This is a genomic window from Methanoplanus sp. FWC-SCC4, from assembly GCF_032878975.1.
In the GTDB taxonomy this organism is placed as follows: Archaea; Halobacteriota; Methanomicrobia; order Methanomicrobiales; family Methanomicrobiaceae; genus Methanochimaera; species Methanochimaera problematica.
This window is the reverse complement of record NZ_CP043875.1, coordinates 1,411,689-1,425,261: the sequence shown is the minus strand read 5'-3', so window position 1 is coordinate 1,425,261 and position 13,573 is coordinate 1,411,689. Positions and strand designations below refer to the sequence as shown.

Sequence of the window (13,573 nt, the reverse complement as noted above, 5' to 3'; positions counted from 1 at the left end):
TATTGGAGTATTCTCCTGATGTTGCCGGAAATGATGCCTTACTTTATATTGCTGATGATAACTGCTGCCATATCGGTAATATTGTCATATCTTTCCCTTGGTAAACCAAAGACGGCAGGTTCAAAGCCATTTTCTGTATTAATGCTTGCAGTTGCAATATGGTCTTTTGCGTACGGGTTTGGATTTGAGTATCTGGATTCTGCGAATATGGTAATTTATTCCAAAATCTCATTCTTTGGCATAGCACTTTCACCTGTATTGTGGGTATGGTTTGTTCTGGAATATACAGGCCGTGAAAGATACATTAACGGAAAATTATTTTCTGCTCTTTTGATAATCCCTGCAGTAACTATTCTGATTATAAGTTCAAATGATGTTTATTCGCTATATTATACATATGATTCAATGGTTTTCCCGGTGCAGAACGGTTACGGGCCATGGTATTACGTCCATAAGGCATACAGCTATCTGCTAATAATAAGCGGCCTGTTCTACCTATCAAAAGTTTATATCGAGTCTCCGGATTATTACCGTCCGGGTATACTGCTTGTTATAGTGGGTGCATTCCTGCCGCTTATTGGAAATTTCATTTATGCGTCAGGGATGATCCCGGGACTTTTCTTTGATATAACTCCGTTCTTTTTCCTTCTGACAGGTGTCATTGTCTATACTGGTGTTTTCAGACAGAATTCCCCTGAGATAATGCCTGTTGTTTACGGCAATCTGATAAAGGTAATGAAGGACAGTGTTTTTGTTCTGGATGGAAGTGATACAATTGTAGATGTAAATCCTTCCGGAGTTTTGCTTACGGGAAAAAACAGGGACTTACTCGTAGGTCAGAAAATATACTGTTTTTTTTCATTTATGCATGATCTAAAAAACAGGTATCCCGGGTGTGATACCATTGATGATGTGGCTGAATTTTATCATAATGGTGTTTTCAGGTGCTATTCAGTAAGTATAACCCCTCTGTTTGCCGGGTCTTCTGAAAATAACGGGAGGCTGTTAATAATCAGGGATATTTCAGAAAATAAAATTTCAGAAAATGCCCTTCGCTCCAGTGAGCATAAATACAGGACACTCTTCAACAATATCAAAGACGGGGTTATTCTTCACAGGATTAGTGAATCAGGAATTCTTGGTGAAATTATTGATGTCAATGATTTCGCATGCTCTCTTTTTGAAATGTCTAAGGCTGAACTCTGTAAAATTAATGGTGAACAGATCAGCGGAGTGATTGTTTATGAGCATGATCTGGCAAGGCTTAACAGACTTCTTGATACCGGCTATGTAAGTTTTGAAACCTCTTTTGTCCGAAAGGACGGGTTGAAATTACCTGTTATCGTAAGTTCACATATTTTTAGTCTTGGAGGTGAGGAGATTGTTTTGTCGCTTGTGAGGGATATCTCAAGCCAGAAGGAGATTCAAAAAAGGGAGATGTCTGCGCTTTTGCAGATTGAGAAAAATATTGAACAGATGTCGTTATTAAATGATAATATCAGAAATCCACTTGCAGTTATTGTCGGTCTGTCTTCGCTGGATGATACGAATCATTCGCGTATAATTATTGAAGAATCTCATAAAATCGATGAGATTGTTAAAAAACTTGATTTGGGTTGTCTTGAATCCGAGAAAATAAGGCAGTTTCTTATGAAGCACTACAATTTTAAGCTTTATTGCGGGGATGAACCTGATTAAGTTCATTCGTCAACCGGATTTTAAAGATTGATGATGAATCCCAAATTTTCCGGTCTGCAATAACAACTATCATTATTTTAAAAAATCAAACACTAAGGCAATATGCCAAATTTAAATGTAGCAGTTGTCGGAGTGCCCGAATATGCAAAAGAAGTGGGCAAGAAGGGCACCCAGTCTGATATAATATTTTATAACCTGAAAAAAGGCGAAGATACGGTTACAATGATTGAACCCTCAAGGTATCCTGAAAGGCTTCCGCCATTATTTTATGCAGCTTCCATGGCTGATTCGGCGGTTCTTGTCGTTGAAGGGATAACACCTGAATTTGGTGAGACTGTTGTAATGCTTGACTGTGCTGGAGTTGAGAAAGGATATGTAATTCTCAGGAACTACCTTGACAAATCACAGGTGATGCCTCTAATTAAGGGGACCGTTGTTGAAAACTACGAATTTGTTGAGGATGATCCAATCTTCATTCGTGAACAGCTTCTTTTGGATGCCGAAAACAAACCAAGGGATGTTGTTGACGCACCGGGTGTTGTTTCAGTCGATCACCACTTCAATGTAAAGGGTATCGGTACAGTTGTCCTTGGAGGAGTTGAGGCCGGTACTGTTCATACCCATGATATGCTAAAAGTTCTCCCTACCGAAAAAACCGCTCAGGTCAGGTCAATACAGAGGCATGACACAGACTGCCCTGATGCAACTGTCGGTGATCGTGTGGGTCTTGCATTAAAGAACATAACTTCAGAGGAGCTTGACAGGGGATTTGTACTCACAAACAATGACCAGGTTTTAGTCTCTGACAGATTCACATGCACTCTTGATATGGTGAAATACTGGCAGACTCCGGTTGTGGAAGGCATGGTCATTCATCTTGGACACTGGATGCAGTATATCTCGGGAAAAATCGAGTCTGTTGATGATTCAGAAGATAAAAGGAAGCCAAAAGTTGTAATCTCGCTTGAGAAAGAGATGGTTTACATCTCCGGTGACAAAGCAATTCTTCATCATCTCGATGCCGGGAAATTAAGGGTTGTCGGGACAGTAAAACTGGAATAATTACCGGACAGTCAGGTTAATTTTCAGCCTTTTTGACATCCTGATAAAAAGGCTTAACATAAAATTTCCTGTTTTTTCGCATCTTCTATGATATGTTCATTTGAATAATGCAATATTATCATTTTTATATGAAAAATGAATTCCCTGTTTCATCATGAAGTTACTGAAAACATTGGTTTCATGCATGTTTTTTAAAAAATAAACTCGTTATGAGTTCGAATTTTTTCGAAGTCATGGGTAGGATTAATATAGTTTAAAACAGAGTGAATTGGCATGTCAAAAATATCTAAATTTTTTATTGTTGGAATTGTTCTGCTGATTTCAATGACAACCCTTATTGGTTGTGCATCAGCAGCGGAAGACCAAAAGCTGATTCATGTTTCCGGAACAGGCAAAGTTACAACTGACCCTGATCTCGTTGAAATTTCAATCGCTGTTCAGACTGAGAATACCGATGCTCTTGTTGCACAGCAGGAAAATTCAAAGAAGATGAACAGTTGCATCGATGCCTTAAAAGCAACCGGACTCACAGAAGATGAGATTAAAACCACCGGATACAACATCTACTCCTTCACAACAGACTCCGACTCTCCTTTTGGCGGGGAAAAGAAAGTATATCGTGTCACAAACACTGTTCTTGTTGAAACCGGAAAGATTGATATGGCAGGTAAAATAATTGACGAGGCAATAGCAAACGGTGCAAACAATGTCAACTATATCTCATTCAAACTCTCTGATGAAAAGAGCAACAGTCTTCGCTCACAGGCAGTAAAAGCCGCAGTGGATCAGGCACGTATGGATGCAGATTCCGTTGCATTGGCACTTGGTGTTCAGATTCTGGGCGTTCAGACTGTAAATGTCGGGCAGAGCTATGTGCCCGTTGTTTATCAGGAAAATTACATGATGAAGGGTGTAGCCTTTGATAGTGCCGCCCGTGAGACACCTATTCAGGCTGATACAGTTGATGTCACAGCATCTGTTTCAATAGATTATATCATCAGATAATTTTCGGAATCATTTTTTTAAAAGACATTTGTCTTTATCCTTTTTTTATTAAAATGAAAAATTCTTTTGTTATCAGGTGTGACTAATAGTTGGGTTGGAATTTAGTTTATGTCAGACGATGTAGTTATTTCTAAGAAAAATGCCGGATATTATGCGGCTGATTTGGTTAAAGACGGTATGATTATAGGTCTTGGTACAGGTTCCACTGTATTTTATGCAATGGAGCGGCTCTCTGTGAGAATAAAAGAAGAGGGTCTTAATATTAAAGGTGTTCCTACTTCTTTTCAGACCGCTATGCGTGCACGTGATTACGGGATACCTCTGACCACACTTGATGACTATCCAAAACTGGATCTTGCAATTGACGGGGCGGATCAGATTGATCCGAATCTGTGTATGATTAAGGGCAGAGGTGCAGCGCAGACACGCGAACGCTGTGTCGCACAGGCGGCGGAAAAGTTTGTTGTTGTTGCAGACGAAGGAAAACTCTGTGATGTTCTCTCTGCAGTCGTTCCTGTTGAGCTGATTCCGTTTTCTTTCGGGCTTGTTGTTGAAAGGCTAAAGGAGCTGTCAGGGAATCCAAAGGTGCGTGAAGGTGTCAAAAAGGATGGTCCTGTTATAACTGACAACGGGTGCATTGAAATTGACTGTGACTTTGGAGAGATAAAGGATGCAAAAGCGCTTCAGATGGAGATCAATAATATTCCCGGAGTACTTAGCTGCGGACTTTTTACGGAATTTGGAGAAAAAACAGTTGTGGTTGTAGGTAAAACAGATGGGGTTAAAACCCTATGATAAAACTATTTCACGTACTTTTTGAATTAATTTAAGCTGATTTTCAATTTCTTTTTTCTTCTCGGCTTCAATAATGTCAATAATATCTTTCATTGGTTTTGAAAGACAGTAGATCTTGACAGGCCTGCCTTTGCTCTCAGCTTTACTCTCGCGGTTTTCAATCCACTCTTTTTCATTGAGTGTACGCATTGCAATGCTCACTTCTGGCTGGCGGAGGTCTGTTCCGCGTTCAATGTCCCGTGATGTTGCCTCGTTTGTGTTTGCAAGATATACAAGCACTTTTGCGACGTTGCGCTTAAGGCCTACATCGGTGAGAAGTGTTGCTAATTCTTCTTCCTTTTCTGTGAAAGTAAGCACTTTTTCAAGTTTCATGGTCTCACCAGAATTACTCACTATATTTCGCGAGTATGTTATAAATAGATTTTTATCAACATTTTGGTATTTTGTGGAGGTAGATATATCTTTTGTTTTTGAGGGAAATAACTCTCCTGAAAATAGATTTTATATTGCGATGCCGCTGTAAATTTCAGGCCGGAAACATTTGACATTTTTTTAATTCGGATGGCTTTTAAGTTTTGGTTTGTATTTTTTTAAGACGTTTTGTGAAGCAGTTACATGATTGAAAAATTGTTCTCTTTAAAAAAGTAATATTGTAAATTTTAAATCAATCCAAGGTTTGAAAGGTCTGAGAGAATTTTTTGAACAGCACCTTTTGCGTCTTCAGGCTGTTTTCCACCTGTAATAATGAGTTTTCCTGAGCCAAACAATAATACGACTACTTTTGGCTCTTCAAGGCGGTAGACAAGACCCGGGAACTGTTCGGGTTCATACTCGATTCTTTCAAGATTAAATCCTACAGCAATTTTGTTCAGGTTTATTGGAGATCCAAGATCCGCAGACGTAACAATGTTCTGAATCTTGTATTCAAGCTCCATTGGGATGTCTATGTCAAGATCCCTTAATCTTTTTCCGAGGATTTCAAGACCTTTTGAAAGGCTGTCAACACTCTTTGCACCAGTGAGAACAACTTTGCCTGATCCAAATACAAGCGCTGCGATCTTTGGGTCCTGCATTCTCAGAACTACGCCCGGGAACCTTTTTTTGTTGTATTCCGCATCCTTTATTTTTTCATTTATCATTTGCAGATCAAGTGATTCTGCAACTTTTGCCGATGCCACAATATTTTCGATTTTCAGTGACTCTTCCGGATTGACCTTCATATTTATAAAGTGATTTATATGGTATATAAATAGTTGGGTATATCTGTGTTATTTTCAACAGTCATGCTATATTTAATGCTATTTATCACGATTAACAATTACAAAATTTTATTTATACATTAGTTCAATAGATGGTAAACAGTATTCTAACGAATGAAATTTCGACATTTGTTGAAATCCTGTCGCATGATATAATATAAACAGATGGTGCCAGGTGGGCACCACTGTTCTTATAAATTTCCTTTATGCGGGAAATATTGCGGCAAAAATGATATTAATCCATAATGTGAGGAAAAAATAAATGGCAGAATGGATGCTAAGTGAAGCAGAGGGGTATGATTTTCTTAAAAATATGATATCCCCGTCCCAAAATACGGGATCGTAAAATCCCCAGAGGATGCCGGTATTGTAGCTGAGGAAATCGGATTTCCTGTTGTAATGAAGATTGTATCTCCGCAGATTCTCCACAAAAGTGATGCGGGCGGCGTCATTGTAGGTGTAAATGATGTTGACGAGGCAAAGGAGGCATATCTGCAGATTTTATCAAATGTTGGTAAATGCATGCCTGAAGCGGAGATTGAAGGTGTCATTGTTGAAGAGATGGCCAAACCTGGTGTTGAGCTTATCATTGGAGGCAATACTGATCCGGCTTTTGGAAAAACAATTACCTTTGGTATAGGCGGTACGCTTGTCGAATTCTTAAAAGATGTTTCACTCCGTATTCTTCCGCTTTCAGAGGATGATGTCCGTGAAATGATTCATGAGATTAATTCATACAAGCTTATCTCAGGATACCGTGGTTCAGTATCAAAGGATGAGGAATCACTTGTAAAAATCATAATGAATGTATGCCGTGCCTTTGAGGAAAATGAGGAACTAAGAGAATTTGACATCAACCCTCTGCGTTTGTATGAGTCCGGCGCATGTGCAGTTGATACAGCATTCATTTTCAGCGACAAACACACAGAATTTTCAAACGGGAAGGAAGAGGTTCCGGTAGAATACTTTGATCCAAAGTCAATCGCGGTAATAGGTGCATCAGAGACGCCCGGGAAAATGGGATATGCCGTAATGCACAAGCTTTCAACCTTCCCCGGAAAGCTCTACCCTGTAAATCCGAAAAGGGATGTCATTATGTGCTTTAAGACTTATGCAAGCATTCTTGACATCGAAGACAATGTAGACATGGCAGTAATTACTGTTCCTTCAGCACTTGTGCCCGGAGTTATGGAAGAGTGCGGGAAGAAGGGTGTAAAGGTAGCTGTCGTAATCACCGCCGGCTTTAAGGAGATGAACGAGGAAGGAAAGCGTCTTGAGGAAGAGATGGTTTCAATTGCCAAAAAGTACGGCACCCGTATTGTCGGTCCAAATTGTCTTGGACTTATCAGTCCTCACAAGGGATATGACACAACCTATGTTCAGAGATCTCCAACTCCCGGAAATATTGCATTCCTTTCCCAGAGCGGTGCAATTGTAAACGCCGTTGTTGACTGGAGTCTTTCACACAACGTAGGTTTCTCTGTTGTGGTTTCGGTAGGAAACCAGTCTGATCTTGATTTCTTTGATTATCTCCGCTGGGCTGAAGCTGATCCCAACACTGAAGCCATTATCATGTATATCGAAGAGATCAACAATGGAAAGGCTTTCATGGACATTGTATCAAGGATATCCCTGACAAAGCCTGTAGTTGCAATTAAGTCAGGTTCATCCGAGCGTGGACGTGCGGCAGCCGCATCCCACACAGGATCACTTGCAGGCAGCTATGAGGTATACGTTGAGGCATTCAGAGAGGCCGGAGTTTTGAATGTTACAAATCTTGAAGATGCTTTCCTTGCAGCAGAGTTCCTCTCACATGCAAAACACTATCCGAAAGGCAAGCGTGCAATTGTCGTAACCAACGCAGGCGGTTTTGCAGTACTTTCAACAGACTATGCAGAAAGGTATGGTATTGAGATTGTTGATCTGCCGGCTGATGTTATTGAGGAGATGGATAAATTCCTGCCTGAATTCTGGAACAAAGGAAACCCGATTGATCTTTTGGGAGATGCTGACGGTGCAAGGTTTGCAAAGACCTTCAGTGTTCTTGCAAAGCACGATGATCTCTGGGATATCTGTATTGTAATCGGTTTCCCGAACCTCGTTTTAACTTCCGAACGCTTTGCAAAACAGATTATGATGCTTTCCGAAGCAACGGAAAAGCGTGTCGTATCAGTTTTAATAGGCGGTGCGGAGATGAACGGTGGAAGAGAGATATTGAGGGAAAACAAAGTTCCTCCGTTTGAAGAGCTTGAGACAGCATTTCGTGTAATCGGAAGAACACTCCAGAGCAAGTTCCGCGTAAAAGGTCCGGGACTTCTCTAAAATCCAAATTTTTCTACGATTAAATAATTCTGAAAATTTTTCCTGATTCAGGTTGTTTTATAAGATTTATCCGCCCTTTTTCGGAATAGACCGGTTTACAGTAATGCGGGGTATGAAACAAGGGTTGATTTGAAAAGTTAAACACAGGAAATTTTTTAGAAGAGACGTGAATTTTAAAAAAGATATTAGGGGAAATTAGTCATACTCGCGCCATGTGTTTTTACATTTCACACAGCGGAAGAATCTGACTTCACTCTCATCAGCAGAACGAAGCTGGCGAAGCCACCATTCAGCCAGATCGTGACCGCACTCAGGGCATCTGATTTTTGTTGTCGGGAGTGTTGGAACGTTTTCGTCTTCATCAACGATTGTAATTTCTTTTTCCACTCTTGCTTTTGTTTTAAGAAGTTGTGATTTATCTTCAATGGTTTTCTCAAAACCGCATTTTGGGCATTTTAGTTTTCCGTCACAGGATTTTAACATGCTTTTGCATTCCGGACAAAACATCATCGGTTACAATATTTGTTTCTATTTGATTAATGATTATTGATTATGTCACCCGGGGGTTTGGAAAAGGCATTACATTTCAGAGTCAATAAGAGACTTAAATCTCATGTAAAAGAGCATAAGATATTTTCACATGAAAATTAAATCATATTTGTAATGGAAGCGGTTTTTGTTCTCCTGTCAGCTATCGCATTTTTCGGATATCTGGCAGTCCCGGCAGGTTTTAAGAGGTATTTTGCCTCTGCCGGATGGATATTTATTGTAGTGTCCCTGATTTTGGATCTGCCATACTACATCAATGTTGAAAATAATTTTTTATATCCTGTTATGGGGATTTTGGGGATACCGTTTCTTGCAATTACAATCCCTGAGATAATGGCAGATAATAAAATAACCGATTATCTGAGTCGCGGGGCTGCAATTGCCTTTTTGATATATTTCCCGTTTGGCTATATTCCGGCAGTCGGTGATTTCCTGATTTCAGCAGTTACATCAGAGGTTGTCTGGTTAATTCATGCACTCGGTTTGCCGGTTAACCAGATCGCATGGAATATGATGGAAAATGACGGATTCAGGGTTGAGATCATTATGGCATGCACCGGAATACAGAGTATTGCGATAATGCTTGGTCTTGCCTGGTGCGTCCCGACCACCATAAAACAGAAAGTCCTCTCATTTCTCGTAATAGCTCCCGTAATCTACATTCTAAACCTTTTTCGGAATGTCTTTGTCGTCTCCGCATATTCCGGGCAGTGGTTTCAGTATCTGCCTGAAATTGCCGCAAACGGAGAATACGGCTATGAGAGTTTTTTCTGGTCACATAATGTGATGGCGGAACTTGGAGCGCTTGTATTTCTGATATTCCTGGCCCTTATTCTGTTTGCAATAATACCCAGTCTGGGTGAGTTTGCAGACGGTGTAATCACGCTTTATTCAAAAAAAGTCAAAGATTTAGGTAGAGGTAAATAATCCTCTGCAATGCCGAGAGATTGGTGCATATTGCCACAATCAAAACGGCAGGGCCAATAAAACCTGTAAGTCCGCCTAAGATTAATACGATGATGGTCTCGGGTCTTCCAAAGAACCCGACCCTTTCAAGCGGGTCGTCAATTTTTCCGTCTTCCCTTTTCTCAAACCCTGCTTCCGCATATGTAACCGGTTTAATGAAGGTGTTCATCAGTGAACCGATAATTGCAAATGAGGCTATTGCAAAGTCAAGGGTCTGCGGGTTTATACCGGCAGGGTTTATGATACCGCTGATGATAGCTGTACCTGATAGCCCTATTCCCAACAGCACGATACTGTCTACATATTTGTCTACAATCCAGTCAAAAACAGCGCCGAACTTACTTTCTTTGCCTGTTTTTCTTGCCACACTTCCATCAACCAGATCAAGTACCGCTGATACCAAAAGTGCGATTGCACCTGCTGCCTGCATATGTATGAAAAAAAGATATGCAGCAAAAATACCCGCAATGAGTGATAGCAATGAGACCATATTTGGAGAAATCCTCAATTTTACGAACAGAGCTGCAATGGGTTGCAGACATCCGGTAAATTTCGGTCTCAGCGCAGTAATATTCATTATTCTTAATTATTGGGGGCAAAAGCAAAAAGGTTTCACTATTATTCATATGTTCCATAAATATGGCTAACTTCTTTAGCTGATCAATACAATAAACCTTTAAGAAAGATTCCTATGGCAACAGAAAAGATTAGACCACATGTTATGGTAATGTCAGAGATTACCGTCGACGGAAAACTGACACTAAAAAAAGGTGCTTCAAGCAAAATTCTGATGAAATACATGGATCCTGCAACAGATATCCTTCTTCACAAAACCCGTGCTGAATATGATGCGATAATGGTCGGCTCAAATACAATAAAAATAGATAATTCATTTCTGACCGTAAGGCATGTAAAAGGCGAGAGTCCTGTTCGGGTTATTCCAAACAGTATGGCGGACATCCCCCTTGGATCAAATGTCCTTGGCTCTGATGCACCTACAATTATTGCAGTGTGTGAAAAAGCTCCAAAAGAACGTATTGAGGCGATAAGGGCAAAAGGGGTTGATGTTGTTGTCGCCGGAAAAGATTCGGTCGATCTTCCGCAATTAATGGAAATCCTTGTAAAGGATTACGCAGTCTCAAAGCTGATGGTGGAAGGCGGCCCGACTCTGAATTATTATATGTTTCAGCACAGGCTTGTTGACGAAATCCGTCTTATTCATCTGCCGTTTATTGTCGGCGGGTCTGATACTCCGTCCCTTGTCGGCGGAATGCACATAGAATCCGAAGATGAGATGTTTCGCCTGTCTCTTAAAAACCACTATCTCTGCGGGACTAATCTTGTAACGGAATACGATGTAATCTCCGGAGAATGATTAAATGTCATGGCTTAATGGGGAAATAGGCAGGATTGAGAAGAAAAAACTTCGCCGCAACGGAGTGAAATGGTTTCTTTTGGGATTCCTTTTTACAGTAGTGCTTCTTATTGCCATTTCCTTTATGCCATATTCCAATACACAGGGTGTTGAGGTTATCAGGGTGGACGGAACGATCGTCACCGGCAATTTTTACACCGGCGAGTACACCGGAAGCGAGTGGGTTGGAAGTCAGCTTAGAAAGGCAGCAGACGATCCTCTTGTGGATGGAATTGTTCTTCGCGTAAACAGTCCGGGTGGTTCTCCTGCAGCAGCGCAGGAGATTATAGAGGACATTGAGTATGCAAAAAAGAAAAAGCCTGTTGTTGTTTCAATGGGAGATGTCGCAACATCTGCCGCATATCATATAAGTTCCCACGCAGACCGGATATTTGCCAACCCTGACACCATGACAGGCAGTATCGGAACAATCTGGACATTCTATGACGTCAGCAAATCCCTTGACAAAGAAGGCGTTTCGGTATCGGTAGTGAAATCCGGAGAACAAAAGGATCTGGGATCGACATTCCGGGCTCTCACTGATGAAGAGAGAGAGTATGTACAGAAAATTGTTGATGAGAGTTTTGAGAGGTTTATTTCCGATGTTATTGAGCAGAGGGGGATAGACAGGAAAAAAATCGAGGAGGCCCAGCTTATTCGCGGTGAAGATGCACTAAAGCTTGGTCTTGTGGATGAAATGGGTAATCTTTATTCCGCAATTGAATATACAAAAAATTTTAAAAAATATAAATCCGGGGAAATTGGTGCTGTTTCTTCAAATGTTACAGCCGAATCCGAATAATAATTAAATCATATTTTTAGGATCTGCTTTCATTATCTCTCTGCAGACTGTTGTTGCGTAATGCCCGGGGGGAAGTGTGAATTTTAAGTTTATGTTGTTTTCGGATATTTTGTAATCGATTTCCGTTCTCATTGATATGGCGCGTGATGCACCCTTAAATCTTGCACCAACAAGCTCTGTGACTTCTGAAAAACCCTTTTTAGTGATTCCTGTCTCTTCCATTATCTCTTTTGCGTACCTGTCCATCTCACCAATAATTTCATAATCTTCAGATCCCGGCATGTAGATTGAAAGAGAGCAGCGTCCCCTTTTCATGTGGACTTTTGCCGTCCTGATGTTTTTCTCAGTGACTATGTCCTCTTTTCCATCGGGGAATATGAGTCTGTCTCCTGTTTCAGGCTCTGATATGTTGTCCGAATTTTCAATTCTTTTGCTAAGAACGCGGTTGAAAAGGTATGACTGATAGGCGCTTACAAACATTGAGAGGAGTTTAGGAGGAATTACCATCAGGGCGCCTTTGTAGTCTTCGGGCTGTTCAACGAGGTGGTGAAGCATTGCCCTTTCATACCTGAGATATACCGGCATCAGGCTGAGTGTCTCTTTTGGATCCTGGTTGTCTTCAAATGCCTGTCTGGCTGTTTTTGTCTCCTCGTGTTCGTCATCACACGGGAAGCCGACATATCTGAATACAGCCTCTTTGTAATTTCCCTTTAGCATCTCTATCCCGACAAGGTGTGAAACAGGTCTTGTGACTCCGAAGCGCTGTATTCCGTAGTAATTCGGGAGGCCTGTCTGTGCTGTTTTAACACAACTTTCAAGGTTTCCTGCAATATCCGGGCCGTCACAGTCACGAATCCAGATGTCAAAATTGTTTCCTTCCAGATCTCCGAGTGAAAGCTGGCTGTTTGCATACCCGAGTGGTTTTAGGTTTATGTCTTTTAAATGGAAATCTTCAAGATCTTCTGCTTTAATCCCGTATATTGAGATTAACTGTGTTGTTACGGCACGTTTGTCTTTTGTTCCGCCCCATCCGATTCTTTTATGACTAATGCCAAGTCTTTTTGTGATCTCCTTGACAGCACGCTGAAGTTCCCAGTTTGTTTTTTCAAGTTCGCATATAAGATGAGGGCCGCCTGTTAATTTTACGTCCCTGAACAGTTCGCCTACCCTGAAATCTTCCGGTGTCTCTCTTAAATGCCCGCCTGTGCCGGGTGTGTCTGTTATGTAATACTCCATCCCGAGTATCTGCTCATTTTTATACGGGCTTTTCATCATAAGAGCTGCAAATCCCCTGTTATTTTGTCAAGATCCTCAGATTTGGCGGGCCCCAGTCCCAGTGCTGTTACCGTTCCCGGAGGAATTTCCGTCATTCCTGCATCCACTATCAATGATGCCGGAATCCCTGCGTCTTCTGCAATTGTTTTGAGTTCATACATTTCTCTTTGTGAGTTCACTTTCAGGGCCACTTTTTTCATCCCTTCGTCAAACCACTTTTTTTTCGTAATTTTATCGCATTTCTCGTATGCTGATACGGCTGCGTGTGCAAGCTGGGCACATTTTTTCCCGCAGCTCATTTTTATATCGTTTCTGATGATGAGACACTGTTTATATTTGAAGTCGGGTTCTGCTTTCATATTTACTCATTAGTTTTGTTTTTTGTCTCTCAAATAGCAATGGGTCAAAGCATTTTGCCAAGAGTTA

The 13,573-nt window shown here is 40.9% G+C and carries 14 protein-coding genes; 8 read left to right on the top strand and 6 right to left on the bottom strand.

Going from position 1 to position 13,573, the window contains the following annotated elements:
• The first annotated feature begins 30 nt into the window (after nucleotides 1-30).
• From F1737_RS07220 to rpiA, 4 genes are all read left to right on the top strand, one after another.
• The gene (locus F1737_RS07220) at nucleotides 31-1,698 is read left to right on the top strand and encodes a histidine kinase N-terminal 7TM domain-containing protein (RefSeq protein ID WP_317135922.1); all 1,668 of its coding nucleotides are present in this window, start codon (nucleotides 31-33) and stop codon (nucleotides 1,696-1,698) included.
• Nucleotides 1,699-1,800: 102 nt separating this feature from the next.
• The gene (locus tag F1737_RS07215; RefSeq protein ID WP_317135921.1) at nucleotides 1,801-2,760 is read left to right on the top strand and encodes an EF-Tu/IF-2/RF-3 family GTPase; all 960 of its coding nucleotides are present in this window, start codon (nucleotides 1,801-1,803) and stop codon (nucleotides 2,758-2,760) included.
• Nucleotides 2,761-3,033: 273 nt separating this feature from the next.
• Nucleotides 3,034-3,765, top strand: coding sequence for an SIMPL domain-containing protein (locus tag F1737_RS07210; protein WP_317135920.1), 732 nt, complete (start codon nucleotides 3,034-3,036; stop codon nucleotides 3,763-3,765).
• Nucleotides 3,766-3,873: 108 nt separating this feature from the next.
• Entirely contained in the window at nucleotides 3,874-4,560 is a 687-nt protein-coding gene (rpiA, locus tag F1737_RS07205; protein ID WP_317135919.1) for a ribose-5-phosphate isomerase RpiA, read from the top strand.
• Here the strand turns inward: rpiA and F1737_RS07200 are convergent.
• Nucleotides 4,555-4,932 (bottom strand): helix-turn-helix domain-containing protein, encoded by a 378-nt coding sequence (locus F1737_RS07200; RefSeq protein WP_317135918.1) that lies wholly within the window; start codon nucleotides 4,930-4,932, stop codon nucleotides 4,555-4,557. The two genes, rpiA and F1737_RS07200, sit on opposite strands and share 6 nt — an antisense overlap.
• Before the next feature lie 287 nt (nucleotides 4,933-5,219).
• Entirely contained in the window at nucleotides 5,220-5,780 is a 561-nt protein-coding gene (locus F1737_RS07195; RefSeq protein ID WP_317135917.1) for a TATA-box-binding protein, read from the bottom strand.
• 357 nt (nucleotides 5,781-6,137) lie between these two features.
• Here F1737_RS07195 and F1737_RS07190 point away from each other — a divergent pair, with 357 nt between their 5' ends.
• Nucleotides 6,138-8,141 carry an acetate--CoA ligase family protein gene (locus tag F1737_RS07190; protein ID WP_317137876.1) on the top strand — a complete coding sequence of 668 codons (2,004 nt, stop codon included), beginning with the start codon at nucleotides 6,138-6,140 and terminating at the stop codon, nucleotides 8,139-8,141.
• Between the two features lie 195 nt (nucleotides 8,142-8,336).
• On the opposite strand, the gene F1737_RS07185 is transcribed toward F1737_RS07190, so the two are convergent.
• A complete protein-coding gene (locus F1737_RS07185) occupies nucleotides 8,337-8,651 on the bottom strand; it encodes a transcription factor S (protein ID WP_317135916.1) in 315 nt (104 codons plus the stop codon).
• Nucleotides 8,652-8,804: 153 nt separating this feature from the next.
• On the opposite strand from F1737_RS07185, the gene artA reads away from it, so the two are divergent.
• Nucleotides 8,805-9,617 (top strand): archaeosortase A, encoded by an 813-nt coding sequence (gene artA, locus F1737_RS07180; protein ID WP_317135915.1) that lies wholly within the window; start codon nucleotides 8,805-8,807, stop codon nucleotides 9,615-9,617.
• Here the strand turns inward: artA and F1737_RS07175 are convergent.
• Nucleotides 9,592-10,233 (bottom strand): CDP-alcohol phosphatidyltransferase family protein, encoded by a 642-nt coding sequence (locus F1737_RS07175; RefSeq protein ID WP_317135914.1) that lies wholly within the window; start codon nucleotides 10,231-10,233, stop codon nucleotides 9,592-9,594. The two genes, artA and F1737_RS07175, sit on opposite strands and share 26 nt — an antisense overlap.
• A 114-nt stretch (nucleotides 10,234-10,347) precedes the next feature.
• Between F1737_RS07175 and F1737_RS07170 the strand changes: the two genes are divergently transcribed.
• Both F1737_RS07170 and sppA read left to right on the top strand, forming a co-directional pair.
• Nucleotides 10,348-11,031 carry a dihydrofolate reductase family protein gene (locus tag F1737_RS07170; protein ID WP_317135913.1) on the top strand — a complete coding sequence of 228 codons (684 nt, stop codon included), beginning with the start codon at nucleotides 10,348-10,350 and terminating at the stop codon, nucleotides 11,029-11,031.
• A 4-nt stretch (nucleotides 11,032-11,035) separates the two neighbouring features.
• Nucleotides 11,036-11,872 (top strand): signal peptide peptidase SppA, encoded by an 837-nt coding sequence (sppA, locus tag F1737_RS07165; protein ID WP_317135912.1) that lies wholly within the window; start codon nucleotides 11,036-11,038, stop codon nucleotides 11,870-11,872.
• Nucleotides 11,873-11,875: 3 nt separating this feature from the next.
• Here sppA and truD read toward each other — a convergent pair whose 3' ends face one another.
• Together truD and pth2 are read right to left on the bottom strand one after the other, a co-directional pair.
• Nucleotides 11,876-13,147, bottom strand: a complete 1,272-nt coding sequence (truD, locus tag F1737_RS07160; RefSeq protein WP_317135911.1) for a tRNA pseudouridine(13) synthase TruD — start codon at nucleotides 13,145-13,147, stop codon at nucleotides 11,876-11,878.
• Nucleotides 13,144-13,506: a peptidyl-tRNA hydrolase Pth2 gene (gene pth2 / locus F1737_RS07155; protein WP_317135910.1), complete on the bottom strand. Its 363-nt coding sequence runs from the start codon at nucleotides 13,504-13,506 to the stop codon at nucleotides 13,144-13,146. Before pth2 ends, truD begins: the two co-directional genes overlap by 4 nt.
• Nucleotides 13,507-13,573: the final 67 nt, after the last annotated feature.